17 protein-coding genes are annotated in these 19421 nt (G+C 67.3%); 8 read left to right on the top strand and 9 right to left on the bottom strand.

Annotated features, from left to right (window positions below):
* Nucleotides 1-29: 29 nt before the first annotated feature.
* The 3 genes from J7U46_RS01350 to J7U46_RS01340 are packed head-to-tail and all read right to left on the bottom strand — an operon-like array spanning nucleotide 30 to nucleotide 1995.
* Nucleotides 30-896, bottom strand: a complete 867-nt coding sequence (locus J7U46_RS01350; RefSeq protein ID WP_282823015.1) for a hydrolase 1, exosortase A system-associated — start codon at nucleotides 894-896, stop codon at nucleotides 30-32.
* Nucleotides 893-1717 carry a hydrolase 2, exosortase A system-associated gene (locus J7U46_RS01345; RefSeq protein WP_282823014.1) on the bottom strand — a complete coding sequence of 275 codons (825 nt, stop codon included), beginning with the start codon at nucleotides 1715-1717 and terminating at the stop codon, nucleotides 893-895. Before J7U46_RS01345 ends, J7U46_RS01350 begins: the two co-directional genes overlap by 4 nt.
* Before the next feature lie 26 nt (nucleotides 1718-1743).
* Nucleotides 1744-1995: a phosphopantetheine-binding protein gene (locus tag J7U46_RS01340; protein WP_282823013.1), complete on the bottom strand. Its 252-nt coding sequence runs from the start codon at nucleotides 1993-1995 to the stop codon at nucleotides 1744-1746.
* Nucleotides 1996-2200: 205 nt separating this feature from the next.
* Between J7U46_RS01340 and J7U46_RS01335 the strand changes: the two genes are divergently transcribed.
* A complete protein-coding gene (locus J7U46_RS01335; RefSeq protein ID WP_282823012.1) occupies nucleotides 2201-3799 on the top strand; it encodes an acyl-CoA ligase (AMP-forming), exosortase A system-associated in 1599 nt (532 codons plus the stop codon).
* 21 nt (nucleotides 3800-3820) lie between these two features.
* Nucleotides 3821-5077: a pyridoxal-dependent decarboxylase, exosortase A system-associated gene (locus J7U46_RS01330; RefSeq protein WP_282823011.1), complete on the top strand. Its 1257-nt coding sequence runs from the start codon at nucleotides 3821-3823 to the stop codon at nucleotides 5075-5077.
* A 13-nt stretch (nucleotides 5078-5090) separates the two neighbouring features.
* Here the strand turns inward: J7U46_RS01330 and J7U46_RS01325 are convergent, their stop codons facing one another.
* From J7U46_RS01325 to galU, 3 genes are all read right to left on the bottom strand, one after another.
* Nucleotides 5091-5891: a class I SAM-dependent methyltransferase gene (locus J7U46_RS01325; protein ID WP_282823010.1), complete on the bottom strand. Its 801-nt coding sequence runs from the start codon at nucleotides 5889-5891 to the stop codon at nucleotides 5091-5093.
* Nucleotides 5892-6017: 126 nt separating this feature from the next.
* Nucleotides 6018-7061: an acyltransferase gene (locus tag J7U46_RS01320; RefSeq protein ID WP_282823009.1), complete on the bottom strand. Its 1044-nt coding sequence runs from the start codon at nucleotides 7059-7061 to the stop codon at nucleotides 6018-6020.
* Nucleotides 7058-7945 carry a UTP--glucose-1-phosphate uridylyltransferase GalU gene (gene galU, locus J7U46_RS01315; protein ID WP_282823008.1) on the bottom strand — a complete coding sequence of 296 codons (888 nt, stop codon included), beginning with the start codon at nucleotides 7943-7945 and terminating at the stop codon, nucleotides 7058-7060. Before galU ends, J7U46_RS01320 begins: the two co-directional genes overlap by 4 nt.
* 93 nt (nucleotides 7946-8038) lie before the next feature.
* On the opposite strand from galU, the gene J7U46_RS01310 reads away from it, so the two are divergent.
* Nucleotides 8039-9010: an NAD(P)-dependent oxidoreductase gene (locus tag J7U46_RS01310; RefSeq protein ID WP_282824928.1), complete on the top strand. Its 972-nt coding sequence runs from the start codon at nucleotides 8039-8041 to the stop codon at nucleotides 9008-9010.
* A gap of 6 nt (nucleotides 9011-9016) precedes the next feature.
* On the opposite strand, the gene J7U46_RS01305 is transcribed toward J7U46_RS01310, so the two are convergent.
* The gene (locus J7U46_RS01305; RefSeq protein ID WP_282823007.1) at nucleotides 9017-11821 is read right to left on the bottom strand and encodes a valine--tRNA ligase; all 2805 of its coding nucleotides are present in this window, start codon (nucleotides 11819-11821) and stop codon (nucleotides 9017-9019) included.
* Nucleotides 11822-11994: 173 nt separating this feature from the next.
* On the opposite strand from J7U46_RS01305, the gene J7U46_RS01300 reads away from it, so the two are divergent.
* From J7U46_RS01300 to J7U46_RS01285, 4 genes are read left to right on the top strand one after another with little or no spacing between them, the layout of a single operon-like run.
* Nucleotides 11995-12435 (top strand): Spy/CpxP family protein refolding chaperone, encoded by a 441-nt coding sequence (locus J7U46_RS01300; protein WP_282823006.1) that lies wholly within the window; start codon nucleotides 11995-11997, stop codon nucleotides 12433-12435.
* A 4-nt stretch (nucleotides 12436-12439) separates the two neighbouring features.
* Complete coding sequence (locus tag J7U46_RS01295) at nucleotides 12440-13135, top strand: response regulator transcription factor (RefSeq protein ID WP_282823005.1); 696 nt, start codon at nucleotides 12440-12442, stop codon at nucleotides 13133-13135.
* Nucleotides 13132-14208: an ATP-binding protein gene (locus J7U46_RS01290; RefSeq protein ID WP_282823004.1), complete on the top strand. Its 1077-nt coding sequence runs from the start codon at nucleotides 13132-13134 to the stop codon at nucleotides 14206-14208. Before J7U46_RS01295 ends, J7U46_RS01290 begins: the two co-directional genes overlap by 4 nt.
* Before the next feature lie 48 nt (nucleotides 14209-14256).
* Entirely contained in the window at nucleotides 14257-15480 is a 1224-nt protein-coding gene (locus J7U46_RS01285) for a phospholipase D-like domain-containing protein (RefSeq protein WP_282823003.1), read from the top strand.
* 29 nt (nucleotides 15481-15509) lie between these two features.
* On the opposite strand, the gene J7U46_RS01280 is transcribed toward J7U46_RS01285, so the two are convergent.
* Nucleotides 15510-16487 (bottom strand): GMP reductase, encoded by a 978-nt coding sequence (locus J7U46_RS01280; protein ID WP_282823002.1) that lies wholly within the window; start codon nucleotides 16485-16487, stop codon nucleotides 15510-15512.
* Between the two features lie 237 nt (nucleotides 16488-16724).
* On the opposite strand from J7U46_RS01280, the gene J7U46_RS01275 reads away from it, so the two are divergent.
* On the top strand, nucleotides 16725-17852 hold the full coding sequence (locus tag J7U46_RS01275; RefSeq protein ID WP_282823001.1) for a beta-ketoacyl-ACP synthase III: 1128 nt from the start codon (nucleotides 16725-16727) through the stop codon (nucleotides 17850-17852).
* Nucleotides 17853-17867: 15 nt separating this feature from the next.
* On the opposite strand, the gene J7U46_RS01270 is transcribed toward J7U46_RS01275, so the two are convergent.
* Nucleotides 17868-19415 carry a methyl-accepting chemotaxis protein gene (locus tag J7U46_RS01270; RefSeq protein ID WP_282823000.1) on the bottom strand — a complete coding sequence of 516 codons (1548 nt, stop codon included), beginning with the start codon at nucleotides 19413-19415 and terminating at the stop codon, nucleotides 17868-17870.
* Nucleotides 19416-19421: the final 6 nt, after the last annotated feature.

The following is a 19421-nucleotide window of genomic DNA, read 5'->3' as shown; positions in this document are numbered from 1 at the left end:
GAGTGGGGCATGGTGTCTCCGAGGGCGCGTCAGGAGCCGGCAGCCAGCCGCTCCAACCAGGCGCAAGTGTGCCTCGCGGCCAGGGCCTTGCCGCCGGGGCCGGAGAACGTGTGGTCCATTCCTGGGCAATCTTGCCGGTCGAGGCCGGGCCGCTGTAGCGCATTCGCCCAGGCCGGGTCTTGCGTCGCGTGGTCCAGGAATTCCTTGGCCGTGTAATCCTCACCGCTCAGCAGCAGCAAGATGCGCCCGGGAAACGCCTGCCAGGCAGCCGCCATGCGGGCCTGGTAGGGCAGATGGGCGTCGACCGTGGCAGCACTCCTGGCGCCCGGGCCGAAGGCACGTTTCAGCGCCCCCAGCAATTCGCCGATGGCGCCCAGGGCCACGCGACCGCTGAACAGCTTGGCCCAGAACTCTCGCTGGCGCAGACGCTGCAGGTAGTAATGCTTGACCTGGGTGCGGGCCTGGCTCAGCACGGAGCGCACCCAGGGATTGACCAGCACGAGGCCCGCGACGCGTGCGTCGCCACGCCGCTGCAGGTAGAGCAGGGCGGCCGAGGCGCCGTCGCACAGGCCCCAGAGCACGATGCGGCGCACTTGGGGCGCATGGCGCTGCAGCTCATCGATGGCGGTGAGGAGGTCATCGTCCAGCGCTTCGAAGCTGCGTGCCGCGCCGCCGCTGTCGCCCATGCCGCGCACGTCGAAGCGCAGGCAGACATGGCCGGCGGCGGCGATGTCGCGCGCCAGCAGCGTGAACTGGCGGTGGCTGCCGACCCGGTATTGCGGGCCGCCGACGACGATGAGCACGCCCAGGTCGCTGCTGCTCTCGCTCGCTGCCGGACTCAGGATGCCGAGCTGGCTTTCGCCGGCGCAGGACCATTGCAGTGCGAGCTCCTTCACGACAAGGCCTCCAGCAGCAAGCGACGGGTGGCCTGCAACAGCAGGGGGGCTTCCTCGATCTCGGTCGTGGCCCAGAAGGCTGGGCCGCTGACAGCTTCGGCGGTGAGCGGCGTTCCGGCGGCGCGCCAGGCGTCGATCTGCTTTGTCGCCACGGGCGTGAGCGCAGGCGCTTCGGCGTCGCGGCTCAGCTCCAGCCAAATCAGCGCTTGCGGGCCTGGCGCTTGCAGGGTGGCTGCTTCCAGCCCAAGGATCAGCGAGGCTGCGCAGGTGTAGCCGGCGATCTCGACGGCCTCGCCGGCCGCGAGCTGCTGGCGCAGCTGGTCCATGGCGCCTTTGGCGGCGTTTGCGCCGCCGCCCAGCATCTCGCCGGCGGCCTTCAAGCGAAGCCACTGCTGAGCCAGCAGCTTGCCGCTGGCCGGGGGCTGCCACCAGAGTTGGCCGGCAACGCCGGGCTGTGCCTGTGCCGCAGCGCTGGCCAGCAGGCAGCCGGCGCGCAGGCCCCAGAGCCACAGCGGCAGGCCCGGGTGCCGGGCTTGCAGCCATTGGCGAGCGAGGGTGATGTCGTCCAGCCAGGCTTGCCAACTGGCGTCACCGAAGTCACCGCTGCTGTCGCCGCAGCCCTTCAGGTCGATCTGCAGCACGGCGATGCCGGCCTCCGCCAGGGCGCGGCTTTGCAGCGCGGCCATGCGGCGGGTCTTGTTCAGCTCTTCGGCGAACGGAGGGATGTAGAGCAGCAGCGCGCGTGGCGCGGCAGTGCTGGAATGGAACAGGCAGTAGCGTTGGCCGCCGTCGGGCGCTTCGAGAAAGAAGGCTTCAACCATCGGCGATCGCAACTCCTGCCAGGGCCTCAGGCGCCCAGCTTGGCGCTGACGAAGTCGCTCAGCGAGCCGACGGTGGCGAAGGTGGCGCCATCGATGTCGTCATCATCGACCACCAGGCCCAGTTGCTCTTCGAGCGCGGTCAGCAGGGAGACCACGGCCATGGAATCGAGCTCGGGGATCGCGCCCAGCAGGTGGGTGTTGCGGTCAAAGGCGGCGCTGCGGCCGTCCAGGCTCAGAACCTCGTCGAGGATGCGGAGGACTTGGGCTTCGATTTGCATGGGGAAAGCTGGGCGCTCGGGGCGCGTTCCGGGTAGCCGGGCATCTTAACAACCGGGCCCAGGCAGGCCGGTGCGCGATTGCCCCTCAAATAGAGGTCAGCTGCGGCTTGCTTCACGGGCGCCACGCGGGGCCTGCGATACATTCCCGGCTGATCGGCCGCGCCTTGGCGCCGGCTTCATTCAGCCTTTCGCCCTCTGCCAGCCCATGCACGCCCGCAACGACGCCAGTCACCTGCACCACCTGATACTGCGCAGCGCAGAACAGAGCCCTGCCGCCGCTGCGCTGAGCTACCAGGGCGCCAGCTTGAGCTATGCCGAGCTGGCCGGCCAGGTGCAGGCGCTGGCCGCCGCGCTGATGGCCTTGGGCCTGGGCCGGGGCGACCGCGTCGGCATCTACCTCGAGAAGCGCTTCGAGACCGTGGTGGCCAGCTTCGCCGCGCCGGCCGCGGGCCTCGTGTTCGTGCCGCTGAACCCGCTGCTCAAGCCCGAGCAGGTCGGCTTCATCCTGCGCGACTGCGACGTGCGGGTCTTGATCACCTCGCCCGAGCGCCATGCCCTGTTGGGCGAGGAATTGAAGGCCTGTCCCACCGTCGCCCATGTGGTGTTGACCGCCAAGCCCACGGCTGAGCCGCAGGGTCAGGTCTTGCTCGACTGGACCGAGCTGTTGGCCACGCCGGCGCGAGCCGGCCATCGGGTGATCGACACCGACATGGCGGCCATCCTCTATACCTCGGGATCCACGGGCCGGCCCAAGGGCGTGGTGCTGTCTCACCGCAACATGGTGGCCGGCGCCAAGAGCGTGGCCTCGTACCTCGAGAACCGCGCCGACGACACCTTGCTCGCTGCGCTACCGCTATCCTTCGACGCCGGCTTCAGCCAGCTGACCACGGCCTTCCACAGCGGCGCCCGCGTCGTGCTCTTGAACTACCTGATGCCGCGCGACGTGCTGAAGGCGCTGGAGCGCGAGAAGGTCACCGGCCTCACGGCCGTGCCGCCGCTCTACATCCAGCTGACGCAGCTGGAATGGCCGGCGGCGATCAACGAACACCTGCGCTACTTCGCCAACACCGGCGGCCGCATGCCGCGCGAGACGCTCGACGCGCTGCGCGCCCGCGTGCCTGCCGCCAAGCCCTATCTCATGTATGGCCTGACCGAGGCCTTCCGCTCGACCTACCTGCCGCCCGACGAGGTGGACCGCCGGCCCGACTCCATCGGCAAGGCCATCCCGAACGCCGAGATCCTGGTGCTGCGCGAGGACGGCACGCCCTGCGCGCCCGAGGAGCCGGGCGAGCTGGTGCACCGCGGCGCCCTGGTCGGCATGGGTTACTGGAACGATGCCGAGAAAACCGCCGAGCGCTACAAGCTGCTGCCCGCCGGTGCGCCTGGCCGCCAGGCTGGCCTGCAACTGCCCGAGTACGCGGTGTTCTCGGGCGACACGGTGCGCCAGGATGCCGAAGGCTTCCTGTACTTCATCGGCCGCCGCGACGAGATGATGAAGACCTCGGGCTACCGCGTGAGCCCCACCGAGGTCGAGGAAATCCTCTATGCCACCAAGCTGGTCGGCGAATGCGTGGCCTTTGGTGTCGACCATCCGACGCTCGGACAGGCGATCCAGGTGATCGCCACGCCGCCCGCAGGCGCCGCCGCGCTGGACCAGGCCCAGCTCGCCGCCGAATGCCGCAAGCACATGCCGGCTTACATGGTGCCGGCCGGTATCGCCGAGCGTGCCGGCCCGCTGCCGCGCAACCCCAACGGCAAGATCGACCGCAAGCTGCTGTCCACCGAGTGGATCGCCAATCTCTGAAGCCCGCCCGAATTTCGCCCGATGTCTGATTCCGCACTCCCCATCCGCAAGGCACCGCCGGTGCATGCGCCCATGTCCCAGTTCGGCATCGAGCAGGGCGAGCTGGTCATTGGTGGCCTGCCGCTGACGCGCCTGGCCGAGCGCGTGGGCCGGACGCCGTTCTATGCCTACGACCGTGGCCTGCTGAAGCGCCGCGTGGCCGAACTGCGCGCCGTGCTGCCCACCGCCATCAAGCTGCATTACGCGATGAAGGCCAACCCGATGCCGGCCGTGGTCGGCGTGATGGCCGGTCTGGTCGATGGCATCGATGTGGCCTCGGCGGGCGAGCTGAAGGTGGCGCTGGATGCCGGCGCTGACGTGGCCGAGGTCAGCTTTGCCGGCCCCGGCAAGCGCGAGGCCGAGCTGCGCCAGGCCGTGGCGGCCGGCGTGTTGCTGAACATCGAATCCTTCCGCGAGGTGGAGCTGCTGGCTGGCATCTCCAAGGAGCTGGGCTTGCCGGCCCGTGTGGCCGTGCGCGTCAACCCGGACTTCGAGCTGAAGGGCTCGGGCATGCGCATGGGCGGTGGCCCCAAGCAGTTCGGCGTCGATGCCGAGTTGGTGCCGGAACTGCTCGCGCGGATCGGCGAACTGGGTCTGGCCTTTGAAGGCTTCCACCTGTTCGCCGGCTCGCAGAACCTCAAGGCCGAGGCGATCTGCGAGGCTCAGCAAAAATCCTACGAGCTGGCCCTGCGCCTCGCCGCCGATGCACCAGCGCCGGTGCGCTTTCTGAACCTCGGCGGTGGCTTCGGCATTCCCTATTTCCCTGGCGAGGAGCGCCTGGACCTGGCGCCCATCGCGGCCAACCTTTCGCAGCTGCTGGAACGGGCCGCGAAGGAAATGCCCGAGGCCCATCTGGTGATCGAGCTGGGGCGCTATTTTGTCGGCGAGGCGGGCGTCTATGTGACCCGCGTGCTTGACAAGAAGGTGTCGCGCGGCCAGGTCTATCTGGTCACCGATGGCGGCCTCAACCACCACCTGTCGGCCTCCGGCAATTTCGGGCAGGTGGTGCGCAAGAACTACCCCGTCACCATCGGCAACCGCGCCGATGCGACCGAACGAGAAGTCGCTTCAGCCGTAGGCCCGCTGTGTACGCCGCTGGACCTGCTGGCCGACAAGATGGAGCTGCCGGCGGCCCGGGAGGGCGACCTGGTCGTGGTGTTCCAGTCAGGGGCCTACGGTGCCAGTGCGAGCCCGCAGGACTTCCTGGGTCACGCGGGCGTGGTGGAAGTGCTGGTCTGAAAGCCCGAATGCGTCAGGCAGCCAGCGCCGCTTCGCGCGGAGCGGGTGCCCGCGCCGCGACGGCCGGCACGGGCTTGTCCAGCAGCAGATGGATCCAGTTGCCATGCGGCCGGGCGGTGACGCTGCTGGGCCAGCGGGCCAGGAAGGCCAGCTTGGTCAGCAGCTTGTGATGCAGGCCACGCGGCGGTGGACCCTGCAGGGCCTGGCCGCAGTGGACGCAAGGCTCGTCCTGGCAGTACGTGCCATAGGGGTTGCCGGCCCAGTCCATCAGGCGTGCCGACAAGGCATTCGTGCGCTCGCGGTTGCTGCCGACGAAGTTCATCCCGGCCACCTGGCAGCCGCTGAATAGATGGGCCAGCTTCTGTTCATCGAACGCGTTCACATGGCCCCAGGGCGGGCTGCCGCCGCCGCAGGCTCGGCAGGTGGTGCGGCCGACCAGGATGTCCTGCTTGTAGGGTACGCCTATCAGCAATTGTGAGCGGCTGACACGCTGCAATTCGCGGCAGACCTGGGGCAGCAGGGGCGTGGGGATGTGCTCCAGCACCTCGGCGCAGAACACCAGATCCACCGAGTTGTCCGGCAGATCAATCTGCGCTGCATTGCCCTGCACACAGTCGATACGCGGATGCTGGATCGTGGGCATCTGCAGGTCCAGCGCGATCACGCGCTCGAAGCGCTCGGCCAGCAGCAGCGAGAAATGGCCATCGCGTGCGCCGATGTCGAGCGCGACGCCGCCCCGGGCCGGCATCAGCGACAGCAGGTCGCGGGTGCGCAATTGTTCCGAAGGCAGGGCGCGGTATTCGTGCGGATCCATGGTCCATGCCACCGCGTCAGGCTGTGGTGGCTGCAATGAGATAGCCGGACTGTGCTACCGGAATCGTTCCGGGTCACTAGGGCTTGCACGCCCAACCCCGTGTTTCGGGGATGTGGATCCAGAGGATCAGGCTGCGTTCACCCGGGAGCCGTCCCAGCGGCGATTCAGCCACCGGCGCAGCGGCTGTTCCAGGGCGTAGAAGGACAGCAGGCCCGCCGCCAGTGAGCCGGCCAGGCCCCACCAGACCGTGCCATCCTCGGGCCGCGACCAGAGGTAGAAGGGCTGCTGCCAGAGGTAGAGCGAGAAGGACCAGGTGCCGAGCAGGCACAGCGGGCGCCAGGACAGGGCTCGCTGCAGCCAGGGTGCCGTCAGCGTCAGCAGGTTGACGGCCAGTGCCAGGGCACCCACGCCCAGGATCTTCTGCGCCGCCGCCGGCACCGACCACCAATGCAGCACACAGGCGAGGAGCAGCAGGGCCAGGACCAGGGCGGCGGGCGCGGCTTTCGGCCGGTAGCGCTGCAGGGCAAGGAAGATCAGGCCCGAGACGAAGATGCCGTAGCCGGCCACCTCGGTGCGCAAGTATTGATCGAACGGCAGTTGCGGGCCGGGCTGGAGCCAGCCGTAGGCGAGGGCGCTGGCCACGCAGACTCCGACGGCCAGCGCGAGTCCGGCCACGGCCGGCAGGCGCCAGCGCCGCGCGGCCAGCGCGATCAGCGACAGCAGCACATAGCAATGCTCCTCGACCGAGAGCGACCAGACATGGCCGAAGGGCATCAAAGCCTGGCCCGGCTCGGGCGCCCAGTAGTTGTTCAGGAACAGCGCGGCGGCCCCGGTCTCGCTGGCGCTGACCGGGCGGCCTGTGAGGTACAAGGCCACGGAGACCAGCAGCAGGAATGCCAGGTGCGCCGGCAGGATGCGCGAGATGCGCCGCCGGTAGAACGTGGCCAGCGGCGTCTGCTGGACGAACAGCAGTCGCGTCATCAGCCAGCCCGACAGCACGAAGAAAAAGTTCACCCCGAGCGCGCCCAGGTTGATGCCGTCCACCGGAAAGAAGTGCCCGGCCAGCAGCAACGCAATTGCGAGGCCGCGCCAGCCATCCAGGTAATCGAGGTGGGGTCGGGTCTCTTGCTGGGGGATGAGTGCGAGGGGCAGGCGGGGATTCGAACTCAAAGGGCCAGGCCCTGCAGATAGTTCCGGAAGCCCGCACCGAGCTCGGGATGGGCCAGCGCCAGCTCCACATTGGCCTGCAGGAATCCTTCCTTGGAGCCGCAGTCGTAGCGCTTGCCGTCATAGCGGTAGGCGAACACCTTTTCCCGGCGCAAGAGGCCGGCGATACCGTCGGTCAGCTGGATCTCGCCGCCCACGCCGCGCGGCTGGTTGGCGATTTCGTGGAAGACACCGGGCGTCAGGATGTAGCGGCCGGCGACGCCCAGGCGCGACGGCGCGTTCTCGGGCGCCGGCTTTTCGACGATGCGGCTCACGTCCACCAGCTTGTCGTTCACCACGGAGCCGGCCACGATGCCGTAGCGGCGGGTGTGCTCGGGGGGCACTTCCTGCACGGCGAGTATGGAGGCGCGCCATTCGGCGTACTGTTCGACCATTTGCTTGAGGATGGGCTGGCCGCCGCTGGGGCCGACCATCAGGTCATCGGCCAGCAGCACGGCAAAGGGTTCATTGCCAACCAGGCGCTGTGCGCACAAGACGGCGTGGCCGAGGCCGAGGGCCTGGGCCTGCCGCACATAGATGCATTCCATGTCGTCGGGCTTGACGCTGCGCACCACCTCGAGCAGCTCGGCCTTACCCGCCTGTTCAAGGGCTACCTCGAGCTCGAAAGTCATGTCAAAGTGGTCTTCGATCGGCCGCTTGTGGCGGCCGGTCACGAAGATCATTTCGCGTACGCCGGCGGCATAGGCTTCCTCGACGGCGTACTGGATCAGCGGCTTGTCGACCACCGGCAGCATTTCCTTCGGTTGCGCCTTGGTAGCCGGCAGGAAGCGCGTGCCCAAGCCCGCCACCGGGAAGATTGCTTTTGTGACCGACGTGCTGAATGCCATGCCCAGAATCTCTCAGATGAAATTGCCGGCGATTGTTGCATGGGGTGCCGCTGCACCCGCCCTGGCAAACGTGGAGTTTGTGGCGCTGTGAGCATGCTGATCGTCGAGCCGCTGGAGGCGGAAGTGATGCAGTGGCTGGCCGAGCGCCATGCCGTGCATTACGCCCCTGACCTGGCCACCGAACCCCACCATCTGCGCGAGGCCCTGCACCAGGTGCAGGCCGTGGTGCTGCCGCCCTCGGTGGCGGTGGATGCTTCCTTGCTCCGCGCCGCGCCGCGCCTGCGCGTGGTGGGCCGCATGAGCGGCGGTGCCGAGAACATCGATGCCGAGGCCTGCCGGGCCGCGCGTGTCGAGGTGGTGCGCAGCCTTACGGCCACGGCGGCTGCCGAGGCCGAGTTCGTCATCGGCGGCCTGCTGGCCATGCTGCGCCGCGTGCCCGTGCTGTCCAGCGACGGCATGCTGGTCGGCCGCGAGCTGGGTTGCGCCACGGTGGGCCTGATCGGCATCACGCCGGCCGCCAAGCTGCTGGCGCAACTGCTGCCGGCCTTCGGCACCCGCGTGGTCGGCTACGACCCCAGCCTGCACCAGAGCGACCCGATCTGGGCCCAATGGGGCATAGAGCCCCTGCCGCTGCGCGAGCTGATGGAGATGAGCGACGGCATCGCCGTGCTGCTGGGTTTCTTCCAGCGCTATCGCGGCCTGCTGGGCGAGCGGGTGCTGGGCTTTGCCAAGCCCGGCCAGGTCTTGATCTGCACAGGCCATTCGGCCTTGGTGGACGATGCGGCGCTCGCTCGCGTGCTGCAGGAAGGCCGCGTGCTGGCGACCTGGTTCGACAGCCTGGAGCCCGGCCTGCTGGACCCCGACCGGCCGCTGCACGGCCTGGCCGGCATCCAGGTCACGCCGCGCCTGTCTGGCACGACCAAGGAGTCGCGCACGCGGGCGGCCTGGGGTGTGGCCCGGCGCATCGACGAGCTGCTCGCCGCCACGCCGGAACCCGCCGGCGAGTTCCGCTCGACGTTCCCGGCCGAGCTGCCCGATCCTTCAGACGAGCCACGGTGGCGGTAAACCGCTTCAGCGGTTCTGCAACTGATTCAGCTGAGCGCGCAAGCGCGCAACGGTATTGCCAAATTCAGCGACGCGCTGACGCTCCTGGGCTACCACGGCCTCGGGCGCGCGGGCCACGAAGCTCTCGTTGCCCAGCTTGGCCTCGGCCTTGACGATCTCGCCTTCGAGGCGGGCGATCTCCTTGGACAGGCGGGCGGTCTCGGCCTCCACGTCGATCTCGACCTTCAGGGCCAGGCGTGCATCGCCATGGACCAGCACCGGCGACATCGAGCTGGCAGCCTGGAAGGCGGCCTCGTCGTCGATGATCTGCACGTCGGCCAGCTTGGCCAGCGTCTTCAGGATGGCGGCGGCTTCCTTGACGAAGCCGGTATCGCCACCGACCAGCAGCGGCACGCGGTCCGAGGGCGACAGGCCCATCTCGCTGCGCAGGCTGCGGCAGGTGCCGACCATGGACTTGAGGTTCTCGACCCAGGCATCGGCTGCGGGGTCGATGCGCTCCGGCGCGGCGACCGGGTAGGCGGCGGTCACGAGGTAGTCGGTCGACTTGCGGCCAGCAATCGGCGCCACCGTCTGCCACAGCGCTTCGGTGATGAAGGGCGTGATCGGGTGCAAGAGGCGCAGCGTGGTCTCGAGCACGCGGATCAAGGTGCGGCGCGTGGCGCGCTGCTGGCTCTCGTCGCCGTTCTGGATTTGCACCTTGGCGATTTCCAGGTACCAGTCGCAGTACTCGTCCCAGACGAAGGAGTAGATCGCGCTGGCCACGTTGTCGAGGCGGTACTCGGCAAACCCCTGTGCCACGGCCATCTCGACGCGCTGCAGCTCGCCGGCGATCCAGCGGTCCGCCTTGCTGAAGGTCATGTAGCCGGGCGGGCATTGGCCTTGCTCATGCGCGAGGCCGCAGTCCTGGCCTTCGGTGTTCATCAGCACGAAGCGCGTGGCGTTCCAGAGCTTGTTGCAGAAGTTGCGGTAGCCCTCGCAGCGCTTGGAGTCGAAGTTGACGCTGCGGCCGAGCGTGGCCATCGAAGCGAAGGTGAAGCGCAGCGCGTCGGCGCCGTAGCCCGGGATGCCTTCCGGGAATTCCTTCTCCGTGGCCTTGCGCACCTTGGGCGCGTTCTCCGGCTTGCGCAGGCCGGTGCTGCGCTTGTCCAGCAGCTCGGGCAGGGCGATGCCGTCGATCAGGTCCACCGGGTCCAGCACATTGCCCTCTGACTTGCTCATCTTCTTGCCCTGTGCGTCGAGCACCAGGCCGTGGATGTACACGTGCTTGAAGGGCACCTTGCCGGTGAAATGCTTGGTCATCATGATCATCCGGGCGACCCAGAAGAAGATGATGTCGTAGCCGGTCACGAGCACGGAGGAGGGCAGGAAGAGGTCCTGTTCGATGGTCTTCTCGGGCCAGCCGAGGGTGGAGAAGGGCACCATGGCAGATGAGAACCAGGTGTCCAGCACGTCCTCGTCGCGGGTCAGCGTCTTGCCCGGCGCCTTGGCCTGGGCTTCCGCTTCCGTGCGTGCCACGTAGACCTTGCCGTCTTCGTCGTACCAGGCTGGGATCTGATGGCCCCACCAGAGCTGGCGCGAGATGCACCAGTCCTGGATGTTCTTCATCCACTGGTTGTAGGTGTTGACCCAGTTCTCGGGCACGAACTTGACTTCGCCGGAATCGACGACCTCGATGGCTTCTTGCGCAATGCTCTTGCCATTGGCGCCAGCCTGGGTCATGGCCACGAACCACTGGTCAGTCAGCATCGGCTCGATCACTTGGCCGGTGCGGGCGCAGCGGGGCACCATCAGCTTGTGCTTCTTGACCTCGACCAAGAGGCCTTCTTCTTCCAGCTGGGCCACGATCTTCTTGCGTGCCACGAAACGGTCCAGGCCGCGATAGGCCTCGGGCGCCTCGTCGTTGACCTTGGCTTCGAGCGTGAAGATGGTCAGCATCGGCAGTTTGTGGCGCAGGCCGACCTGGTAGTCGTTCTGGTCATGGGCCGGCGTCACCTTGACGACGCCGGTGCCGAATTCCTTGTCCACATAGTCGTCGGCAATCACCGGCACCAGGCGGCCGGTGATGGGCAGGCGCACCTGCTTGCCGATCAAATGCGTGTAGCGCTCGTCTTCCGGGTGCACCATCACGGCGGTGTCGCCGAGCATGGTCTCGGGGCGGGTGGTGGCCACGACCAGCGATTCATCCGAGCCGTCGATGGGATAGCGGATGTGCCACAGCGAGCCGTCTTCCTCCTCGCTCTCGACCTCGAGGTCGGACACGGCGGACTTGAGGATCGGGTCCCAGCTCACCAGGCGCTTGCCGCGGTAGATCAGGCCTTCGTCGAACAGCTTGACGAAGGTGTCGGTGACGACGGAGGAGAGCTTCTCGTCCATCGTGAAGTACTCATGCTCCCAGGACACCGAATCGCCCATGCGGCGCATCTGCTGGGTGATGGTGCTGCCGCTCTGCTGCTTCCATTCCCAGACGCGGGCGACGAAGTTCTTGCGGCCCAGCTGATGCCGGTTCTGGCCCTTTTCCTGCAGCTGGCGCTCCACCACGATCTGCGTGGCGATGCCGGCATGGTCGGTGCCCGGCACCCACAGCGTGTTGTGGCCCAGCATGCGGTGGTAGCGCGTCAGCGAGTCCATGATGGTCTGGTTGAACGCGTGGCCCATGTGCAGCGTGCCGGTCACGTTGGGCGGCGGCAGCTGGATGCAGAAAGACTCGCGGTTCGTATCCAGCGTCGGCTTGTAAAGGCCCTGGGACTCCCACAGCGGGCCCCAATGGGCTTCCAGGGCGGCGGGTTCGAAGGACTTGGCAAGTTCGGTCATGGCTCGCGGGCGGCCGTGAGGGGCCGCCAGATCAATGGCTAACGGGGGAGGGGCGATTGTAGAGGGCGGCCCCAGGGACGAAACAAAACGAAACCCAGCGATACCGCCTTGAGATGCCCTGCGAGGCGGGGACGGGAATCATTCGCTCCATCCCAACCGCAACGAGAGAGCAAATGATGAGATTCCTTGCCATGAGCCTGTTTCACCGCCATGGTCGCCATCACGGCCACCACCATCACCACCATGGCTTCGGCCATCATCACCATCACCACGGCCGCCAGCACTTCGAGGACAAGGCCGAGATGCTGGCCCATCGCCTGGACCTGACCACGGCCCAGCAGCAGCAACTCGACGAGCTGATGAACCAGGCCCAGCGACAGCGTCGCGCCCTGCGCAGCGCGTTGTCGCCGGCCGGCCTGCAGGACCTGGTGGCCAGCGAAAATTTCGACCGCGCGGGCGCGCTGGAACTGTTCAACGCCCGCCTAGAAGCGTTGCGCGCTGCCGGTCCGGGCCTGGTCGATGCCGCCGGCGATTTCTTCGACGGGCTGGACTTCGACCAGCAGCAGGCCTTGCGCTTCCTCCTGCGTAGCCGCCTGGGTCGCCGGGCACAATGAAGCGATGCACCGCCTGCTCCTGCTCGACGACGATGAAGCGCTGTCCCAGCCCTTGGCCCTGTACCTGCAGCGCTTCGACTTTGAGCTTGAAGCGGTGACACGGCCTAGCGAAGCCTTGCAGCGCCTGAAAGCCCAGCGCTTCGATGCCCTGATCCTCGACGGCATGCTGCCCGAGATGGATGGCTTTGAGTTCTGCAAGCGCCTGCGCGCCGGCAGCGAGCCCTGGAAAGACATGCCCGTGCTGATGCTGACCGCCCGTGGGGACCTGACCGACCGTGTGGTGGGCCTCGAACTCGGGGCCGACGACTACCTGGCCAAGCCCTTCGAGCCTCGCGAGCTCGCGGCGCGGCTGCAGACCATCCTGCGGCGCACGCGGCTCGCGCCAGCGCTAGCTTTGGGTCAGCTGCAGTTCGAGGGCCTGGCCATCGACACCGTCCGGCGTGAAGTGCGCCGGGTCGGCGGCCTCGTGGAGCTGACTAGCACCGAGTACGAGCTGCTCTTGCTGCTGGCGCGTGAGCCGGGCCGGGTGTTCTCGCGCGACGAGATACTCAACCGGCTGCGCGGCCAGGAGGCGGACCTTTACACGCGGGCGGTCGACATCCTGGTCAGCCGCCTGCGCCGCAAGCTCGAGCCACTGGAGGCACTGAAGACCTTGCGCAATGCGGGCTACTGCTTTGCGCTGCCGGGAGCGGCGCCTTGAACCCGGAACAACGCGCCCAGCATCGGGCCATGATGCGGCGGCTGCAGCGCCGCGTGCACCACCGTCACCGCCGGCCGCTGGCCTGGCAGTTGCGCGCTCGCCAGCGCTGGCATGAGCGCTGGCATCGCCAGCATGCGCATTTCAAGCATTCCATTGGCGCGCGGCTGATCGCCGTGTTCATCCTGCTGGCAGCACTGGGCGGGCTGATCCTCTATGGCGCGCAGGAGGGCCACTACGGCGCCGTCATGGCAGGCTTTCTGCTGTTCCTGGTGCTGGGCCTGGCCTTCGGCAAGATTCGCCGCATGCTGCGGCCGCTGCGGGCGCTGGCCATGGGCGTCGAGGCCTTCGGCCGGGGCGATCTGGACCACCGCATCCGCTACTTCCACCGCGACGAACTCGGCGACCTGGCGCACCGTTTCAACCAGATGGCGGCCGACATCCAGGCCATGCTGGACGGCAAGCGAGCCCTCTTGCTTGCGATGAGCCACGAGCTGCGCAGCCCGCTGACGCGAGCGCGCCTGCATGCCGAGCTGATCGAGGAGAGCGCTTCCAAAGAGGCCCTGCTGCAGGAGCTCGGCGAGATGCGCGATCTGATCTCGGCCCTGCTCGAAAGCGAGCGCCTCGGCAGTGGCCACAGCGCCCTGCAATTGCGCGAATGCGATCTCGCCGCCCTGGTGCGCGAGACCGTGACCGACGATGCCGTGGCCCTGCAGATCGAGACGGGCCTGCCCCTGCTGGCGCTGGACGTGATGCGCATCCAGCTGCTGCTGCGCAACCTGGTGGCCAATGCCATGCGGCACAACGAGGCGGCGCGCGGCCCGGTGCTGGTATCGCTGCGCCGGGCCGGCGCCGGTGTGCGCCTCAGCGTGCGTGACCATGGCCCCGGCGTGCCGCCGGAGGCGCTCGTCCACCTGGGCGAGCCTTTCTACCGCCCCGATGCCGCGCGCAGCCGCCATGACGGCGGCGTGGGCCTGGGGCTCAGCCTGTGCAAGCTGGTGGCCACGGCCCATGGCTCGCAGCTGGAGCTGCGCAACGCCCATCCGGGGCTGGAAGCGGCGCTGACCTTGGGCTGAACGAGTACATTGCAGGCCATCGCCTTCCTGCCTCGTAGCCGCTGTCCCATGCGCCCAAGTCTCCGCCTTCTTGCCTTCGTCCTGGCCTCGCTCGGCAGCTGCCTGGCGCGCGCCGATTTCGCGATCCCCGGCTTCGAGCTGGTCCACACGGTGCCGGTGGAAACCGCCTTGCCAACACCGGATCTGCGCGAGCCCGTGCGGGTCTGGCGCGAGCTGTTCGACGGGGCCGAGCGAGAGATTGCGATTGCCCAGTTCTATGTGGCCGGCCAGGACGGCGAGCCGCTGGACGAGGTGATCGCGAGGCTGGAAGCGGCCGCCGTACGCGGCGTCAAGATCCGCTTCCTGATGGAGGACAAGGGGCAGAAGCTGTCGGTGCCGGCCACGCTGGAACGGCTGAAGAAGATTCCCGGCATCGAGTTCCGCCTGCTCGACTACAACAAGCTCAGCGGCAACGGCATCATCCACGCCAAGTACTTCATCGTGGACCGCGAGCAGGCCTTCGTGGGCAGCCAGAATTTCGACTGGCGCGCGCTCAAGCACATCCATGAGACGGGCCTGCGCGTCAGCGAGCCGGCGATGGTGGCCAAGATCCAGGCCATCTTCGAGCAGGACTGGCAGGCGCAGGCCCTGGTGGCTGCTGGCAAGCCGGTGCCGAGCCTGCCGCAGCCGGCGGCCGACAGCTTCGACATCGCGCAGAAGGCCTTCCTGCTTTCCAGCCCCAAGGCCTGGAACCCGCTCGGCGTGGGCGACTCGGAAGAGGTGCTGCCGCGCCTGCTGGCTCAGGCCAAGCAGGAGGTGCGGGTGCAGGTGATGGACTATGCGCCGCTCAGCTATGCGCCGGGCCGCCGGCCGTTCTATGCCGTGATCGACAACGCCCTGCGCGCCGCCGTGCAGCGGGGCGTCAAGGTCAAGCTGATGGTGTCGAACTGGAACACCGAGGAACCGGCCATTGACCACCTGAAGAGCCTGGCCATGCTGCCCGGCATCGAGATCCGCATCGTCACCCTCCCGCAGGCTTCGGGCGGCTTCGTGCCGTTCGCCCGCGTGATTCACACCAAGACGATGGTGATCGATGGTGAGCTGGCCTGGGTGGGCACGAGCAACTGGAGCGGCGGCTACTTCGACAAGTCGCGCAACCTCGAGATCGTGCTACGCGACAAGGCCATGGCCGACCGCGTGGCGGCCCTGCATGAGCAGACCTGGAGCTCGGCGTATGCAGCGCCCATCGACGTGATGAAGCACTATCCGAAGCCGGCCAAGGCAGCGCCGTAAGAAGCGTGCCTTGACCGCTTCGGCGGGCATCACATGAAGAGGTGTTCTCCTGCATTCTCCCCACCGAGAATGACGTAGTTCACCTTCTTCAGGTCTGACAAGGACCGCCCACCGGCATACGAAATCGAGCTCTGCAGGTCTTCCTGCATCTCGCGCACGGTGTCGGTGAACTTGCCCTTCACGGGCTCGAGGATGCGCTTGCCCTCGACGTGCTTGTACTCGCCCTTGTTGAAGTCCGAGGCCGAGCCGTAGTACTCCTTGTAGAGCTTGCCGTCGACCTCGACGGTCTGGCCCGGCGATTCCTCATGGCCGGCGAACAGCGAGCCCACCATCACCATCGAGGCGCCGAAGCGCACGCTCTTGGCGATGTCGCCATGGTGGCGGATGCCGCCGTCGGCAATGATGGGCTTGGTGGCCACGCGGGCACACCACTTCAGGCCCGAGAGCTGCCAGCCGCCGGTGCCGAAGCCGGTCTTGAGCCGGGTGATGCAGACCTTGCCGGGACCGATGCCCACCTTGGTCGCGTCGGCGCCCCAGTTCTCCAGGTCGATCACGCCTTCGGGCGTGCCCACGTTGCCGGCGATCACGAAGGTGTCGGGCAGCTTCTGCTTGATGTGGGCAATCATGCGTTGCACGCTGTCGGCATGGCCATGGGCGATGTCGATGGTGATGTAGTCGGCGCCCACGCCCTCGGCCGCCAGGCGGTCGATCACCGCATAGTCGGCCTGCTTGACGCCCGAGCTGAGCGAGACGATCAGGCCCTTGTCGCGCATCGAGGCCGCATAGGCCACGTTGTCCAGGTCGAAGCGGTGCATCACGTAGAAGTAGCCGTTGGCGGCCAGCCATTCGGTGAGGTGCTCGTCAATCACCGTCTTCATGTTGGCGGGCACCACCGGCAGCTTGAAGCGGTGCGGGCCCAGCTCCACCGAGGTGTCGCACTCGGCGCGGCTCTCCACGCGGCATTTGCGCGGCAGCAGGAGGATGTTGTCGTAGTCGAAGATTTCCATGGAACTTCCAAGATCGCATTCGGGCTGCGTTGAGCAGTGCAGGCCCTGGGCTGCGAGCGCTTGACTTGAAATCCGGCTGGCCCTTGAAGCCTGCAGCGGGGCAGGGTGGGCATAAAAAACCGGACCTCAATATTTGGGCCCGGTGCCCGATTCTACGCATGCGGGACCCATCTCGGGGCATCGATGCACCAGTCGGTAAAATCGCGCCCAGATTTGGCAGTTCGCAAGAAGGAAAACATGAGCAACAACGCAGTCGTCATCAGCGGCACCGGCATCTACGTCCCGCCGCACACCATCAGCAATGAGGAACTGGTGGCGGCCTTCAACGCCTACGTGGACCTGCAGAACTCGCAGAACGCCGAGGCGATTGCCGCCGGCACGCAGACGGCGCTGACACACTCCAGCGTCGAGTTCATCGAAAAGGCCTCGGGCATCAAGCAGCGCTACGTGATCGAGAAGGGCGGCGTGCTGGACCCGACCCGCATGTACCCGCGCTTCGAGGAGCGGCCGGACGACCAGCTCTCGCTGATGGCTGAGATCGCCGTCGTGGCGGCCAAGGACGCGATGGCGCAAGCCGGCAAGACCGGCGCCGACATCGATGCCGTGCTCTGCTCCAGCGCCAATATGCAACGCGCCTATCCCGCCATGGCCATCGAGATCCAGCAGGCCATTGGTGCTGGCGGCTATGGCTTCGACATGAACGTGGCCTGTTCCTCGGCCACTTTCGCCATCGAGCAGGCGGTCAATGCGGTGAAGAGCGGCTCGGCCAAGTGCGTGCTGGTGGTCAACCCCGAGATCACCTCGGCCCACCTCGAGTGGAAAGACCGTGACTGCCACTTCATCTTCGGCGACGTCTGCACCGCCGTGATCATCGAGCGGGCCGAGACAGCCACTTCCAAGGACCAATGGGAAGTGCTGGGCACCAAGCTCGTCACGCAGTTCTCGAACAACATCCGCAACAACTTCGGCTTCATGAACCGGATGGAAGACAGCGACCCGAATGGCCGCGACAAGACCTTCCGCCAGGAAGGCCGCAAGGTGTTCAAGGAGGTCGTTCCCATGGCCGCCGCCCACATTGAGGCGCACCTCGGTGCGCTGCAGATCGAGCCCACCGCCGTGCGCCGCTACTGGCTGCACCAGGCCAACCTCGGCATGAACCAGTTGGTGATCAAGAAGCTGGTGGGTGGCGAGGCCGGCTCCGATGTGGCGCCGCTGATCCTCGATGAATTCGCCAACACCGCCTCGGCCGGCTCGGTCATTGCCTTCCACCGCCACCGTGCCGACCTGAAGGCCGGCGACCTCGGCGTGATCTGCTCGTTCGGCGCCGGTTATTCCATCGGAAGCGTGATCGCGAAGAAGCGCTGAGCGCGCCCTTGCGCCTCAGTGCCCGCGCAGCTTGAACTGCGCGACCAGCGAAGCCAGCCGCGCGGCCTGGACCTTCAGGCTCTCGGCGGCGGCTGCACTTTCCTCCACGAGGGCAGCGTTCTGCTGCGTCATGCGGTCCAGCTGGGTGACGGCGGCACCGACCTGCCCAATCCCCTGGCTCTGCTCGTGACTGGCCGTGCTGATCTCGGCGATCAGCTGGCTGACCTTCTCAACCTCGCTGACGATGCTCTGCACCGTGCGGCCCGCCTCGCCGACCTGGCTGCTCCCGACCTCGACCTTGCTGACGCTGTCTGCGATCAGCGACTTGATCTCCTTCGCCGCTTCGGCACTGCGTTGCGCCAGGGTGCGAACCTCGCCGGCCACGACGGCGAAGCCGCGGCCCTGCTCGCCGGCCCGGGCGGCCTCTACGGCCGCGTTCAGCGCGAGGATGTTGGTCTGGAACGCGATGCCGTCGATCACGCCGATGATGTCGGCGATGCGGTTCGAGCTGCTGGAGATGTCGCCCATGGTGCTGACGACCTGGGCCACGGCCGATCCGCCTCGTGCGGCGACATCGGCTGCACTCAGGGCCAGTTCGGCCGCGCGGCGCGCCGTGTCGGCGTTGTTCTTGACGGTGGCCGTCAGCTGGTCCATCGCGGCGGCGGTCTGCTCCAGGCTGCTGGCCTGCTGCTCGGTGCGCTGGCTCAGGTTGAGGCTGCCGCTGGCAATTTCCGACGAGCCGGTGGCAATGGCATCCGCGCTGTCACGGACCTGGCCCACGATCTCGCCCAACTGGCCATTCATGCGCTGCAGGGCCTCCAGCAACTGGCCGGTCTCGTCCTGGCCGGCGCCTTCAATGCTGAGCGTCAGGTCGCCATCGGCCACGGTCTTGGTCGCTGCGACAGCAGCGGCCAGCGGTTGCGTGATGCCGCGCCCGACGTAAACGTTGATCGACAACAGCAGCACGGTCGCCGTCAGCGTGGCCAGAACCAGCAGCCAGCGTGCGTGCGTCGAGCTCTCGGCCGCCTGCTGCTCGCTGGTCTTCTCGAAGGCCTCGATCAGGTCGCTGAGTTTGCCCATGTCGTCTTCCAGCGCCTTGAAGCTGACGAGGAAGGCTGGCAGGCGTGCCTCGGCCGCAGCCGGCTCGCGGATCGCCAGACCCACCACTTCCTCGGCACTGCCGATGTAGGCCTTGAGCCCGCCCTGCGTTCGCAGCACGCCGGCATCAATCTCGGCGCTGAGCGACAGGGCCTTGAGCGCATTCATGTGCTCGTGGAATTCCTGCGTGTGCTCGGCCAGGTCCTTCTGGATCTCGGCAAGCTCTTCCTGCCGGCCCTTGCTCGAGGCCAGCAGCGAGCGCAGCACGTCGCCCCGCAGCGCGTCATGCATCATGTCCGCTTCCAGATGGGCGCGCAGCGCCGAGCTGGCCCGCGACTGCTCCTCGGCGGCGGCGGCCAGCTGACCCATGGCCACGTAGCCGACGGCTGCGACGGCCAGCACGAAGGCCAGACCCAGGAGGCTCAAGGCCAGCATGCGTTGGCGAATCGTCATCGCGAAAGCCATGGCGAA

The organism is Pelomonas sp. V22, from assembly GCF_030014915.1.
GTDB lineage: Bacteria > Pseudomonadota > Gammaproteobacteria > Burkholderiales > Burkholderiaceae_C > JAUASW01.
Note: the sequence above shows the minus strand (reverse complement) of the source record. Positions and strands in the feature narration are given on the sequence as shown.